Source organism: Rhodocaloribacter sp. (assembly GCF_056451265.1).
Genome location: NZ_JBWOPL010000078.1, coordinates 1 through 13,534, shown reverse-complemented (window position 1 = coordinate 13,534; position 13,534 = coordinate 1). Strand labels below are relative to the sequence as shown.

Here is a 13,534-nt window from a genome sequence, read left to right as displayed (position 1 = left end):
ATATGTGTAAAACTTGTGCATGGCGAAGCGGCGTGATATTTTTAGACCCGTCATTCATCGGATGCGACTCCGCGTCACGGCTACGAAATACGAAATACGCGCATGGCGTCTTCCTTCACGAAGTGGGAACTGCCCCTGTATCTGTCGCTCGTGCATGCCGGTTTTCCTTCCCCGGCGGATGATCACCTCGACCGCAAGCTGGACCTGAACGAATATCTCGTCCGGCATCCGGCGGCCACGTTCTTCGTCCGGGTGCAGGGACGCTCGATGTTTCCGACCTTGCATCACGGCGACCTGCTGGTGGTGGATCGCTCGCTGGAGCCGGGAAATCGGGACCTCGTCATCGTCTCGGCCGACGGCGAGGTAGCCGTCAAGCGGCTCGTTTCTTCCGGCGGGCGGCGGATGCTCGTCTCCGACCGCGACGGCTATCCGGCGCTCGGCCCCGGGAGCGGCGAGGTCGAGCACTGGGGGGTGGTGACGCATGCCATCCGCACGTTCAAACCATGATCGCGCTCGTCGATTGCAACAATTTTTACGTCTCGTGCGAGCGCGTCTTCGACCCGCGCCTGCGCGGCGTGCCGGTGGTGGTGCTGTCGAACAACGACGGCTGCGTGATTGCCCGGAGCAACGAGGCGAAGGCGCTCGGCATCCCCATGGGGACGCCGCTCTTCAAGGTGCGCGACCTCGTCCGGCGGCACGGCGTGCGCGTCTTCTCGTCGAACTATGCGCTCTATGGCGACCTGTCGGAGCGGGTGATGCTCACGCTCGGCGAGGCGACGCCGGACGTCGAGGTGTATTCCATCGACGAGGCGTTCCTGCGCCTGCACGCCCCGGACGAGGCGGCGGGCCTCCGCCGCCGGGTGCTCCGCGACACCGGCATCCCGACCTCCATCGGCCTGGGACCGACGAAGACGCTGGCGAAGATAGCCAACCGGTTCGCGAAGAAGCGTGCGGCGGCGGGCGGTGTGTTCGATCTCTCGGCGCACGACGTGGACGGCCTGTTGGCCGAGGTGCCGGTGGCGGACGTGTGGGGCATCGGGCGGCAGTGGGCGGCGAAGCTGTGCGCGGCAGGCCTCTCCACGGCGCGCCGCCTCCGCGACGCCGACGACCCGTGGGTGCGACGACATCTCAACGTGATGGGCCTGCGCACGGTGCACGAACTGCGGGGCATCGCCTGCATTCCCTTCGAAGAGGCGCCCGTGGAGCGGAAGACGGTCACGTGCAGCCGTTCGTTCGGCGAGCCGCTCGAACGCCTCGAACCGATCCGCGAGGCCGTCGCGCACGATGCCGCGCGGGCGGCGGCGAAGCTCCGGCGCGAAGGGCTCGCGGCGGCGATCCTCCGCGTCTTCGTGACGACGAAATACCATGGCGAGGGGCCGCATCGCACGGGTATGTATACGCTGACCCTGCCTCGCCCGACGGCTTTCGCGCCGGACCTGGTGCGGTATGCGAAGCTGGGGCTGGAGCGCGCCTATACGCCGGGATACGTGTACCGAAAGGCCGGGGTGCTGTTGATGGGCCTCACGCCGAAGGATCGCGTGCAGGGCGACCTGTTCGTCGCCGCCGATCCCCGTCGGCAGGCGCGGCTCATGGAGGTGATGGACCGGGTCAACCGGCGTTTCGGGCGGGGAGCGCTGTTTCTGGCCGCCGAGGGCACGGGACGCTCCTGGGCGATGCGGCAGGCACGGCGCTCGCCCCGGTACACGACGCGCTGGGACGAGCTGGCCGTCGTCCGCGCGGCCTGAGGGCGCGGGTCAGGCGTAGCCTATGTCTTCGGCCAGCGGGATCGTGCTCGGCATGAAGCTTCCGGAGCCGCGCCCGAGCGTCCGCCCCCGCGCGTCGGTCACCTCCGCCTCGGCGATGAGGAGCCGCCGCGAGCGATGGACCACGCGCGCGCTCGCGCGAAGCGTGCCCCCGGAGACGGGACGGGTGAAATAGACGGTGAACGAGACCGTGAGCACGAGGACGTCCCGCACGAGCGCGTTGGCGGCGAAGAAGGCCGCGTCGTCCATCGCCTTGAAATAGACGGAGCCGTGCACCGCCCCCGCCGCATGAAAGAGCGCAGGCGTGACCGGGAGGACGACCTCCGCCACGCCGTCGCCGATGGTGAGGCGGGGCGCGTACGGCGCATTGCACGGCGCGGCGTGGTACATGCGTTCGAGCTTGCGGAAGTGGGCTTCGTCGGACATGAGGCGGGCGAATGTGTGAAAACGTCGGTATCTTGGCGCGGCGGATCCCCGGGAAGGCGGGCGAACGCCATGGAAAGTAAACAAGAACGCGTCAAAAAACGGAGTCTATGGCAACGGATCGGGTGTGTCTCATCGGAGCAGGGTCCTCGGGCCTCGCCACAGCGAAGGTTTTGCACGAGCGGGGGATCCCGTTCGACTGCTTCGAGAAAAGCTCGGGCATCGGGGGGAACTGGCGCTACGGCAACGACAACGGCTGGTCGTCGGCATACCGGTCGCTCCACATCAACACGTCACGCGACAAGATGGCGTATTCCGACTTCCCGATGCCGGATCATTATCCGGATTTCCCCCATCACGCGCAGATCCTCGCCTACTTCGAGGCCTACGTCGATCACTTCGGCTTCCGCGACACGATCACGTTTCGGACGGAGGTGAAGCGCGTCGCGCCGCGCGGGGACGGGACGTACGACGTGACGGTGGCCGGTCCGGAGGGGCGCACCCGCACGAGGCGGTACGCCGCGGTGCTTGTCGCCAACGGGCATCACTGGTGTCCGAAGTACCCCTCCTTCCCCGGTTCGTTTGCGGGGGAGACGATGCACTCGCACCATTATCGCACGCCGGACGGTTTCGAAGACAGAAACGTGCTCGTCGTGGGGGTGGGCAACTCCGGGTGTGACATCGCGTGCGAAGTCTCGCGCGTGGCGGCGCGGACGTTTCTGTCGTCGCGGCAGGGGGCGCACGTCATCCCGAAATACCTTCTCGGCCGGCCGCTCGACGCCTGGACGACGCCGCTCATGTCGCGCTTTCCGCTCTGGTTTCAGCGTCTGACGTTCTCGCTCCTCCTCACGCTTGCGCGCGGCCCGCAGTCGGGCTACGGCTTTCCGACGCCGTCCCACCGGCTCCTTCAGGAGCACCCGACCATCTCGTCGGATCTGCTCAACCTCATCGGGCACGGGCGTATCACGCCGAAGCCGAACGTCGAGTGGCTCCACGGCGACCGCGTCCGCTTCGTCGACGGGACGGAAGAGCGGATCGACGTGATCGTGTATGCGACGGGCTACCGGGTGGCGTTTCCGTTCTTCGAGCCCGGCTTCATGAACCCGGAGGGCAACCGGCTCCCGCTGTATCTGCACGTCGTCCCGCCGGATTATCCGAATCTGTACTTCATCGGGTTGATTCAGCCGCTGGGCGCCATCATGCCGCTGGCCGAACTTCAGTCCGAGTGGGTGGCGGACCTGCTCGAAGGCACGTCGGGGTTGCCCGGGGAGGCGGCGATGCGGCGGGCCGTCGCGCGCGAGGAGCGGGCCATGAACCGGCGATACGTGGCCTCGGAGCGCCACACGATGCAGGTCGATTATTATCCCTACGAGCGCGCGCTGAAACGGGCGCGGGCGCGAGGTCGGCGATATGCGCCTGCACAGGCCCTGCGCGTGGCTCCCGCCGGGGCCTGAGGTCGATAAAAAAGCACGGGAGCACGCCCTCCAGTCGCGTGCTCCCGTGGGCGCCGTCTTGCGGGATCGTTCGGGGCAGAGGTGGGGCAGCGGGCCGCTTATCCGGCCAGCACCTGTGCGATGGTCTCACGCAAGACGGGCTTGGTGAAAGGTTTGCCGAGATAGCCGTCGAAGCCGGTGCGGAGGAAGTGCTCACGGTCGCCGGGGAGGGCATAGGCCGTCACGGCGATCACCGGCACGTCCGCATAACCCGGCGCCTGCCGCAGGTCTTCGAGCACCTCGACGCCGGTGCGGGCGCGGCCCAGGTTGATGTCCATGAGCACGAGGTCGAAGCGTCGTTCGCGGGCCAGCGCCAGGGCCTCCTCCTCGTCGAGCGCCGTGGCGACGTCGTAGGCGGGGCTGAGGAAACGCTCGACGAGCACGAGCATGTCGGGGTTGTCTTCGATGACGAGCACACTCGGAGGCGTCGCGGCGGGCGGCTCCTCGGCGGGCGTCTCGGCGGCGGGACGAGGGGCCGCGGTGAGACGCGTCGGCAGCGACACGGTGAACGTGCTGCCGTAACCCTTGCGGCTCTCCACCCGGATCTCGCCCTGCATCAACTCGACGAGCCTTTTGGTGATGGACAGGCCCAGTCCGGTGCCCTCGAAGGGGCGGTCGATTCCCATGTTTTCCTGTTTGAAAGCGTCAAAGAGGTGGGGCAGAAACGAGGGGTGAATGCCCACACCCGTATCGGTGATGCCGATTTCGATGCGGTCGCCTTCACGCGCGAGCGTGATCGTGATCTCGCCCGTCTCGGTAAACTTGACGGCGTTGCCGATCAGGTTTTCGAGGATGCGGTCGAGGCAGGCACAGTCGATCTCGGCGAAGAGTTCGTCGTGCGCCGGGAGGAATTGGATCTTGAGCCCTTTTCGGGCGGCTTCGCGCTGAAGGCGCGCCACCTTGGCCTCCAGTTCCAGGGTCAGATTGACGCGCCGGCAGCCGAGCTTGATGGTTCCGGCTTCGAGCATGGAGAGGTCGAGCACGGAGTTGAGCGTGGTGAGCAGGCGCTGCCCGCTCTGTTCGATGAGGCGCACGAACTCGCGGTGCTCCTCGGCGACCTCATTCGTCAGGATGGAGGCGAAGCCGATGATCGAGGTGAGCGGCGTGCGAATCTCGTGGCTCATGTTGGTAAGGAACGCCGTCTTCAGACGGCTCATCTCCTCGGCCTCGTCGCGCGCGGCAATGAGTTCTTGCTCGAAGCGCTTGCGGTCGCTGATGTCGCGGGCGATGCCGAAGACGCCGAGGAAGACGCCGTGCTCGATGTTGGGCTGCGAGGTGAGCTCGGCCACGAGGCAGCCGCCGTTTGCCGTCAGGATGCGCAGTTCGTAGGGCGGGGGGCGCTCTCCGTCGCGGATGCGCGCGAAGGCCTTGCGCGCCGTCGGGACGTCCTCGGGGTGGAGAATTTCTTCGAAGGGTTTGCCGAGCCAGTCGTCGATGCGGTGGCCGGTGAGCGTTTCGAAGGCGGGGTTGAGCGAGGTGAGCCGCCCGTCTTTCGAGATCGTATAGATCACGTCGCGGGCGCTCTCGACGAGGCGGCGATACCGCTCCTCACTCCGGCTCAGACGAGATTCCGAACGCTTCCGGTCGATGGCGGCGGCCAGCACGTTGGCGATGGCCTGAAGGAAATGAAGGTCCTCGAGGGAGAAACGCTCGCGTCGCCGGGTATACGCGCCGAGATAACCGAAGGGGCGCTCCTCGCCGGGGATGCGCACGTTCATGCCGCTGACGACGCCGTGGTTTCGCAACAGCGGCGGCGTGCATGCACAGGATTGTCCTCTCAGGCGCTCGATGATGATCGGCTTGGTGTTCTCGGGGAAGCACCGATGGGCGTCCGGGCCCAGGTGGAGTATGGCGTGGCCGACGAGGCCGTCCTCCCACCCCACTCCGGCACGGAGAAAGAGCGTATGCCGATCCTCGACCTGCTCCATCACATGGCAAAATTCGAGGTCGAGCGTCTGCGCTACGAGGATGCAGGCTTCCTGAAGGAGCGCGTCGAGGGGCGCGCCGGAGAGGGCGCGTTGGCCGAGTTCGACGACGACCGCCTGCCGGTGGATGTGCGCCGTCAGCTTGCCCTCGGCCCGCATCCTTGCCCGGTGCAAGCGCTTCTTCTCGATGGCGGCTCGGAGCGTGTGCGGCAGGCGCTGAAGGCGCTCCGGCGTCTTGATGACGTAATCCGTCACGCCCCGCTTCATCGCTTCGACGGCCATCTCTTCGGAACCGGCGCCCGTCAGGATCACGATGGGAAGGCCCGGATCATGCGCCTGGAGCGCTTCGAGCGCCTGAAAGCCCTCGAAGCCGGGAACGTCGAAATTGGTCAGGACGAGATCGTACGGGCGTTCGGCGAGGCGCGCCTCGACCGCTTGCCGCGAATCGGCCTCGGTGACGCGGAAGCCCCCGTGCTCTTCTTCGAGCACCCGGTGCACCTGACTCCGGTCGCGTTTCGAGGCGTCCACGTACAGGACGTGGATCAGGGACGTAGCTTGCCCGGAAACGCCGGCGGCGAGGCGTGGGATTCTTTTTTTACGTCCTGTGCGAAGCATATCTCAACCACTACGACCGCGCCGAAAAGGACCTGTAAGGTAGGCGATAGTCTCGATGTGAGACAGGGGAAAACTTCCCTTTGCGGCCTGGGACTTTTTCCCGCCTCGACGTCCCCGTGTCGATTTTATGACGGACGTTGGTGCACCCACGCACGTATGAGGTAAGGTCGTGCGTGGGGCGCATTTCGCATCACGGGAAAGCCCTCCGCGAAATATGCGCGACGAAACACGAAAAGCACGACATCGACGGGGTGAAGTCGTATTATGCACCTTCGGACCGGCAGGCCTATCTTCGGGTTGGTCGGTTGACTGTCGTGAAGATTATCGTCCCATGCACCGAACTCTTAACCATCCAGGGGCCGTCGTCCGGGCGCGCAGGGCCCGAAGGCGCGGGCGCGTCTTCGCGGCGCTCGTCTTCGGCGCGGCGCTTTTTCTCCCGGCTATGCATTCGAACCCGTCCATCCCGTGGCCGAAATTCGACGTCGAGGGGCACCGGGGCGCGCGCGGCCTGATGCCCGAAAACACCCTGCCCGCCTTTCTCCGCGCGCTCGAACTCGGCGTGACCACGCTGGAGATGGACGTGGTGATCTCCGCCGACTCGCAGGTCGTCGTCTCGCACGATCCGTGGTTCTCGGGCACGTTCTGCTCGCTGCCCTCGGGCGAACCGGTGCCGCTCGAAAAGGAACGCTCGTACCGGCTCTATGACCTGACGTACGACGAGATTGCGCGCTTCGACTGCGGCAGCCGGGGCCACCCGCGCTTTCCCGACCAGCAGAAGATGAAGGTCGCCAAGCCGCTGCTTCGCGACGTGATCGCCGCTGCCGAAGCCTACACCCGCACGCACGATCGGCCACCGGTGTGGTACAACATCGAGACGAAGTCCTCGCCTGAAGGCGACGGCGTCTATCACCCGCCGCCCGACGTGTTCACGCGCCTGCTCTATGAGGTGCTCGACGAGGCCGGCATCACCGACCGGGTCATCCTTCAGTCGTTCGACGTGCGCACCCTCCAGTATGCCCGCGCGCACGACCTCGGCCTGCGGACGGCGCTGCTCATCGGGCAGGAGGAGGACGCGGGCCTCACGGCCAACCTCGAACGACTCGGCTTCACGCCCGACGTCTACAGCCCCGACTACCACCTCGTAGACGCCGCGCTGCTCGAAGCGGCCCACGCGCGCGGCATGCGCGTCATCCCGTGGACGGTCAACGACGTCGAGCAGATGCGCCGCCTCAAGGCCCTCGGCGTCGAGGGAATCATCACCGACTACCCGGACCGCGCGCGCTTTTTGCTCGAAGAATGAGGCGAGGGACGCGGGGCAAAACGTCGGAACGTGGGGAACGGGCGCTCGGGCTTTCGTGTCTCTGTCTCCTCGTACCGTCTCCATGAATCGGCTGGACAGGCATGCGAAAGGTGATCGGGTGGATGGCGATGCTGGCGGTCTGGGCGGCGCCGGCATGGGGACAGAACGCGTCCGTGAGCGGCTTCGTCACCGACGCGACGTCCGGCGAGACGCTCCTCCTGGCGAACGTGGCGCTCGCGGGCACGCCGTACGGGACGGCCACGAACGAAGCGGGCTATTACACGCTGACGAACGTCGCGCCGGGCGCGTACACGCTCGTCGTCTCGTACATCGGTTATGAAGAGCGCCGCACCGCGATCACGCTTGCGCCGGGTGAGCATCGCCGCCTCGACGTCGCGCTCATGCCGGAGGGACTGGTCTTCGAAGAGATCGAGGTGACGGCCGAGCGGGAGTCCGAAGAGGAAGTCCGGCGGATCGGGGCGGCGCGCCTGGAGACCGACGTCGTTCGGCGCGTGCCGGCCGTGCTGGAGCCGGACGTGTTCCGTTCGCTCCAGCTTTTGCCCGGCGTGAAGGCGGCCTCCGACTATTCGAGCGGCCTCTACATCCGGGGCGGCAGTCCGGATCAGACGCTCATCCTCCTCGACCGCACCACGGTCTATAACCCGAGCCATTTCTTCGGCTTTTTCTCCACGTTCAACCCGGACGCCATCAAAGACGTGCGGTTGTACAAAGGAGGCTATCCGGCCGAGTACGGCGGGCGGCTCGGCGCCGTGGTGGACATCTACAACAAGGACGGCAACCGTCGCCGGACGCAGGGCGGGGTGAGCCTTGGTCTGCTGGCCTCGCGCGCCATCGCCGAGGGACCGTATGCGAAGGGCTCGTGGATGCTCGCCGTCCGCCGCTCGACGCTCGAACCGCTCCTGGCCGTCCTGCGCGGACAAGACATCGACGGCATCCCCGATGCGTTCCACTTCATCGACGTCAACGGCAAGGTCAACTTCGACGCCTCCGTGAACGACCGCCTCTCGCTCGCCTTCTACGCCGGGCGCGACCGCCTCAACCTGCCCCTCTTCGCCGACGCGCGCCTCAGACTCGGATACGGCAACCGCACCGGGAGCCTGAACTGGACGCACATCTTCTCGCAGCGGCTCTTCTCGAACTTCACCTTTACGGCTTCCCGCTATCTCAGCGAGCCTTCGTTCGACATCGGAGGCACGCCCATCGAGCGGGAGAACACGGTATACGACGTCTCGGCCAAAGGGGATTTCGAGTACATCCCGAACGAGCGACACACCGTGGAGGGGGGCTTCTGGGCGGGGCTGTTCACGTTTCGCCTGCGCAACCGCTTCGACGGCGCGGTGACCCTCGATGAGCGCACGCACACCGCGTACGGCTCCTATTACGTGCAAGAGACCTATCGCCCGTCCCCGGCGTGGACCCTCCAGGGCGGGCTGCGGGCCAACTATTTCGGGGAAGGGCAATATTTCCGGCTGGAGCCGCGCTTCTCCGTGGAGCACCGCCCGAGCGACGCCGTGCGCCTGCAATTCGGATACGGGCGGTACTATCAGTTTCTGACGCTCATCACGAGCGAGGTCTTCACCGGCTTCGATATCTGGCTGACGACGGACAACGGCGTGCCGCCCGCCTATGGCGATCAGTTCGTCGCCGGCGTGAAAACGAGCGCCGGGCACGGCATCAACGTCGACGTGGAGGTCTATTACCGGAACATGGAGGACCTTTTCGAACTCGACCCGTTCCTGCCCGATGCGGCGGGGTTCGACTATGCCGACCTGTTTCACTTCGGCGAGGGTTTCGCCTACGGCGGTGAGCTTTTTCTCGAAAAGACGCGCGGGCGCTTCAACGGCTTCCTCGGCTATACCTTCGGGGTGACGCGGCGGCGCTTCCCCGACCTGAACGACTTCGAGTTCTTCCCGCCGAAGTACGACCGCACGCACGAACTGAACCTCGTCGTCAACTATGACCTGTCGCGGGCATGGCGGCTCACGGGCGTGCTCACGTATGCGACGGGGCAGGCGTACACCGAGCCTGCTTCCCAGTATCGCCTCATCGACAACCCCTTCGGCTCCCGACGCCGCGACGTGCTCGTGAGTCCCTTCAACCAGGCGCGCCTGCCCGCCTATCATCGCCTCGACGTGGGCGCGAGCCGCCGCGGGCGCTTCTTCGGCTTCGCGGATTACGAACTGCAGGTGCAAGTGATCAACGCGTATGCCCGCCGGAACGTGTGGTTCTACTTTTTCGAGTTCAAAGCCGAAGGCAATGTCGAGCGAAGGGAGATTCCACAGATCCCGGTGCCGATCCCGAACCTTGCCTTCACGCTTCGATTTTAACAAAGACCGGTTGTGAGCAGATGAACCGAAACGGCGTCTACGAGCGAACGAAAGGCCGGGCGGCCCGCGTCCGGGGCGGATGGGCGCGCGCGCTCACGATCGGGCTCGTCTTCCTCGCCGCCTGCGACGGGACGGTGACGCCGGATCACACGCCTGAACTGGTCGTGGAGTCGTATCAGGTGGCGGGCGAATTGCTTCAGCCGGTGCGGCTGACGCGGACCGTGTCCGTGAACGCGACGTTCGACGCCTCGGCGGTCGGGGTCTCCGAGGCACAGGTGCGCGTGTTTCTGCTCGATGAGGCGGGTGAGATCGAGAGCGCGTTTCCCTACCGCGAGGCGCCGGGCGCGCGCGGCATCTACGTGTCCCGTTTCGGGCACCGCGTCGAGCCGCTGCGCACGTACCGACTGGAGATCACCGACCCCGCCACGGGCGCGCAACTGACGGCGCAGACGCTGGTCCCGGGCGCCTTCGAGGTGGTCGCCGCCGGGGCCGACACGGTGGTCTATCAAAGCCCGGAACAGTATGAGGTGCAGGTGACGCCGAGCCGCTATCCGGGGCGGCAAAGCTTCTACATCTTCTCCATCGAGGCGCTCGACCCGCGACCGACCCGGCTGACGCCCTTCTACAGCGACCTCGTCGATACGACCGGCAGCGACGTGGAAGACGACCTCGCCGAGTTCGTCGTGAACGAGTCGAACATCATCAATGAGGGCAATTATGACCTCAACCTGGACGGCACGCTGACGGTGCGGCTGCCGTGGCTGGCGGTGGCGTTCTTCGGCCCGACGCGCATCTCGGTGAGCGCCATCGATGACAACCTGTACGACTTCATCCGCTCGCAGACCGTCCAACAGCGCGGCTCGACGCTCTCGCCGGGCGAGATCCCGAACGTGCTCGAACACGTCACCGGCGGACACGGCGTCTTCGGCAGCTACGCGCGCGTGACACTCCGGGTTTTCGTGGCTCGCCCGCCGGAGCGGCCCTGACCTCCTGCGCTATTCCGTGCCGGAGCCGGGGGAGATCAAGGTGCGGATCTCGTCGGCGAGGGAGCCGGGCATGCCCATGTTCTTCATGAAGGCCCATTTCCCGGCGTCTTCGAAGTACATCTTCATGCGGAACATGGCGTCCACCATGCGCACCTTCACCCGGTCGCCCTCGCGCGTGACGACGACTTCGATCGGGTAGGCGGCGGCGTGGGCAATGCCGGGGCACTGAAACTTCTTCCGCGATTTGTCGCTTCCGGCTTTCACGATGGAGAAGGACTTGGCCTCCATGGGCGCGCCGCTGACGCCGAAGACGACGGTCTCGTATTCGGGGAGCGGCAACTCATAGACGAGGTGAAGGCCCCACTTCGGTCCGGGGGAACGCAGCCCTTCCCGTACGCGATCGGCCACGCCCTGCCAGTCTTCACCGACGAGCACGCGTTCATCCTTGATCTTGTCGATGAACTTGCCGCCGGCCATCACGCCCATCGTCTTTCCGATGTGGCCCTTCTTTCGGATTTTACCGAAGTCGCGCGCGCTGACTTCGCCCGGAACGGCTTCGGTGATCATGGTGCGGAGGGCCTGAAGATGCGACTCGGCGAGATCCTCGAACGCGACGTCGTCCATGAGCACGGTGCGGAGGATCGCGTGCGGGTTGACGACGGCCACATGGACGCCGCGTTCGTCTTCGAAGAGGTTGATGCGGTCTACGAGGGCAAAGGGGGCGGTGGTTCGGTTGGCCTCCATGAGCCGCCGGCCGTATTCGGCATCGTAGAGGATGAAGACGCGAGCGCGGTGCGGGCAGCCGTCGGGCGCGCCCGCTTCGAGGACGGCCAACCGGCGCCATCCGGCGCGTTCGGCGGCGGCTTCGAGGGTCGAACTCACGTCCTCGAAAGAGCCTTCGGCGGATTGGACGACGTATTCATAGACGCCGTACGCATGCTCGCCTTTCTGTCCATACGTGACGCCGGTGGCGAGTATGAGGGCGACGGCAAGGAGGAAAAACACGCGGGTATGCATAGGACACACTGTGGAGGTGAGACGGTATTCGGCGGCGCGAGAAAAACGCTCGAACGTTCGCGCGGTCGGGGCGGCCTCTTTTTGAGGTTCCAACGCCCGTAAGTAGCGGCGTCGGCGGCCGGAAGTCGACGTGGGTTCCGCCATGAGGCGCGTGCGGAAAATACGACGAATGAGGACGGGCAAACCCCCACGGGGCGTGTGGCGAATCCGGAAGGAGGGGGCGCGCTCGTTTGCAGCCATCGTTTCGGGTCAGGACCGGAAGAGCGGCAGGCGCGCGCCGCGCCATCCGGGGAAGAGGGCTTCGTCGTCGGTGAGCCCGAGGTGTCGTCCGGCCACTTCGGAGAAGACGGCGCGGAAGTCCGTGGTGACGGGCAGGTCGCGGCGGTCTTCGAGGGCGTCGGGGTCGAGTTCGGGGACGACGCCGTGGATGCGCCCGCCCTCGACTGCGTTGCCGAGGACGAACAGGCATGAGGCGCGCCCGTGGTCGGTGCCGCCGGAGCCGTTCTCGCGGACGGTTCGCCCGAACTCGGTCATGGTCATCACCGTCACGTCGTCGTGGTAGGCTTCGAGGTCGGTCCAGAAGGCGGCGAGCGCGGCGGCAAGGTCCTCGGCGCGACGGGCGAAGGCGCCGTTCGCCGTGCCTTGCGCCACGTGCGTGTCCCACCCGGGCGACTCGGCGAAGGCCACCTCGAGGCCCACGTCGGCTTTGATGAGCTGCGCGATCTGCCGGAGGGCGTTGCCGAGCGGGGAGGCCGGATACGCGGCGCCGTGGGCCGGACGGTAGTCGCTCGTGCGGATGCTCTCGAGCATGTGAGCGGCCTCGAAGCCCTCGCGACCGGTGGCTCCGAGGAGGTCGCCGGTGGTTTGCGCATACAGGCTTTCGAGGCTCTGCCCGGTGGCGGCCCGGAGGCGCTCCGGGCCGGGCACGTTAAGCGCGAAGTCCCGGAGGTTGGCCACGGCGAGGGCCGGGGCATCGCCGGAGAGCGTGCGCGGGAGCGAAGGGGTGAGGGCGACGGCCCGGAACGGCGTGGCGTCGTGTCCCATCAACCCGACGGCCCGGTTCAGCCACCCCGAAGAGGCGCTCTTCACGCCGGGCATGCCGGTCTCCATGTAGTCCTGCGCATCGAAGTGCGAGCGGGTCGGGTTCGGGGAGCCGACGCCGTGCACGATGGCGAGGCGGCCCTCCCGGTAGTGGGGGAGGAGCGGGGCGAAAGCCGGATGAAACGCGAACGCGCCGTCGAGGTCGAGGAGGGCGCCTTCGCCCGCGACGGGCAGGGCGAGGCGCGGGCGAAGGGCGGCGAGATGGGGGTCGCGGAAAGGCGTCACCGCCATCAGGCCGTCCATGGCGCCGCGCTGGAAAATCGTCACGAGCACTTTGCGGCGACCGAAGGGGGCGGGCGGCGCGGCGGCGAGCGCGGCGCGGTTGAGAAAAGTCGGGCATCCGCCGAGACCGGCGGCGAAGACGGCAAGGCCGCTCGATTTCAGGAAAGTTCTTCGGGTCCACATGGTCGGAGAGGCGCTGTGTGAAAGGGGAGACGGAAGGGTCATCGCCGCTGGAAGTCGGGCGAGCCGAGGATGACGCCGACGACGCGGGCGAGCGTCGCCGGGTTCGGTGCGGCCTCGGCAGGGGCTTCGGCGCCGTCCTCGGGCGGCGGCCCGGCGCG

At 66.6% G+C, this 13,534-nt stretch carries 10 protein-coding genes; 6 read left to right on the top strand and 4 right to left on the bottom strand.

Translation table 11 applies throughout. The features are described 5' to 3' along the window. Positions 1-102: 102 nt before the first annotated feature. Entirely contained in the window at positions 103-507 is a 405-nt protein-coding gene (locus AC1HIY_RS14125) for a LexA family protein (RefSeq protein ID WP_479577412.1), read from the top strand. Further along, the gene (locus AC1HIY_RS14120) at positions 504-1,745 is read left to right on the top strand and encodes a Y-family DNA polymerase (RefSeq protein ID WP_479577409.1); all 1,242 of its coding nucleotides are present in this window, start codon (positions 504-506) and stop codon (positions 1,743-1,745) included. Before AC1HIY_RS14125 ends, AC1HIY_RS14120 begins: the two co-directional genes overlap by 4 nt. Before the next feature lie 9 nt (positions 1,746-1,754). On the opposite strand, the gene AC1HIY_RS14115 is transcribed toward AC1HIY_RS14120, so the two are convergent. Next, positions 1,755-2,189, bottom strand: a complete 435-nt coding sequence (locus AC1HIY_RS14115) for a PaaI family thioesterase (RefSeq protein ID WP_479577407.1) — start codon at positions 2,187-2,189, stop codon at positions 1,755-1,757. A gap of 107 nt (positions 2,190-2,296) precedes the next feature. Here AC1HIY_RS14115 and AC1HIY_RS14110 point away from each other — a divergent pair, with 107 nt between their 5' ends. Then, entirely contained in the window at positions 2,297-3,640 is a 1,344-nt protein-coding gene (locus AC1HIY_RS14110) for a flavin-containing monooxygenase (RefSeq protein ID WP_479577405.1), read from the top strand. Positions 3,641-3,738: 98 nt separating this feature from the next. On the opposite strand, the gene AC1HIY_RS14105 is transcribed toward AC1HIY_RS14110, so the two are convergent. After that, positions 3,739-6,132: a hybrid sensor histidine kinase/response regulator gene (locus AC1HIY_RS14105; protein ID WP_479577403.1), complete on the bottom strand. Its 2,394-nt coding sequence runs from the start codon at positions 6,130-6,132 to the stop codon at positions 3,739-3,741. 418 nt (positions 6,133-6,550) lie between these two features. Between AC1HIY_RS14105 and AC1HIY_RS14100 the strand changes: the two genes are divergently transcribed. The 3 genes from AC1HIY_RS14100 (at position 6,551) to AC1HIY_RS14090 (ending at position 10,853) form a co-directional block, all read left to right on the top strand. Continuing rightward, positions 6,551-7,519 (top strand): glycerophosphodiester phosphodiesterase, encoded by a 969-nt coding sequence (locus AC1HIY_RS14100; protein WP_479577399.1) that lies wholly within the window; start codon positions 6,551-6,553, stop codon positions 7,517-7,519. 101 nt (positions 7,520-7,620) lie between these two features. Then, on the top strand, positions 7,621-9,867 hold the full coding sequence (locus AC1HIY_RS14095; protein WP_479577396.1) for a TonB-dependent receptor: 2,247 nt from the start codon (positions 7,621-7,623) through the stop codon (positions 9,865-9,867). Between the two features lie 20 nt (positions 9,868-9,887). Next, on the top strand, positions 9,888-10,853 hold the full coding sequence (locus AC1HIY_RS14090) for a DUF4249 family protein (RefSeq protein ID WP_479577393.1): 966 nt from the start codon (positions 9,888-9,890) through the stop codon (positions 10,851-10,853). 9 nt (positions 10,854-10,862) lie between these two features. On the opposite strand, the gene AC1HIY_RS14085 is transcribed toward AC1HIY_RS14090, so the two are convergent. Then, on the bottom strand, positions 10,863-11,870 hold the full coding sequence (locus tag AC1HIY_RS14085) for a hypothetical protein (RefSeq protein ID WP_479577391.1): 1,008 nt from the start codon (positions 11,868-11,870) through the stop codon (positions 10,863-10,865). A 249-nt stretch (positions 11,871-12,119) separates the two neighbouring features. After that, the gene (locus tag AC1HIY_RS14080) at positions 12,120-13,376 is read right to left on the bottom strand and encodes a DUF1501 domain-containing protein (RefSeq protein ID WP_479577388.1); all 1,257 of its coding nucleotides are present in this window, start codon (positions 13,374-13,376) and stop codon (positions 12,120-12,122) included. Positions 13,377-13,534: the final 158 nt, after the last annotated feature.

Excerpts from the sequence above, each read along its gene's own strand:
- AC1HIY_RS14125 (WP_479577412.1), top strand. The coding sequence starts at position 103 with ATGGCGTCTTCCTTCACGAAGTGGGAACTGCCCCTGTATCTGTCGCTC.
- AC1HIY_RS14120 (WP_479577409.1), top strand. The coding sequence starts at position 504 with ATGATCGCGCTCGTCGATTGCAACAATTTTTACGTCTCGTGCGAGCGC.
- AC1HIY_RS14115 (WP_479577407.1), bottom strand. The coding sequence starts at position 2,189 with ATGTCCGACGAAGCCCACTTCCGCAAGCTCGAACGCATGTACCACGCC.
- AC1HIY_RS14110 (WP_479577405.1), top strand. The coding sequence starts at position 2,297 with ATGGCAACGGATCGGGTGTGTCTCATCGGAGCAGGGTCCTCGGGCCTC.
- AC1HIY_RS14100 (WP_479577399.1), top strand. The coding sequence starts at position 6,551 with ATGCACCGAACTCTTAACCATCCAGGGGCCGTCGTCCGGGCGCGCAGG.
- AC1HIY_RS14095 (WP_479577396.1), top strand. The coding sequence starts at position 7,621 with ATGCGAAAGGTGATCGGGTGGATGGCGATGCTGGCGGTCTGGGCGGCG.
- AC1HIY_RS14090 (WP_479577393.1), top strand. The coding sequence starts at position 9,888 with ATGAACCGAAACGGCGTCTACGAGCGAACGAAAGGCCGGGCGGCCCGC.
- AC1HIY_RS14085 (WP_479577391.1), bottom strand. The coding sequence starts at position 11,870 with ATGCATACCCGCGTGTTTTTCCTCCTTGCCGTCGCCCTCATACTCGCC.
- AC1HIY_RS14080 (WP_479577388.1), bottom strand. The coding sequence starts at position 13,376 with ATGTGGACCCGAAGAACTTTCCTGAAATCGAGCGGCCTTGCCGTCTTC.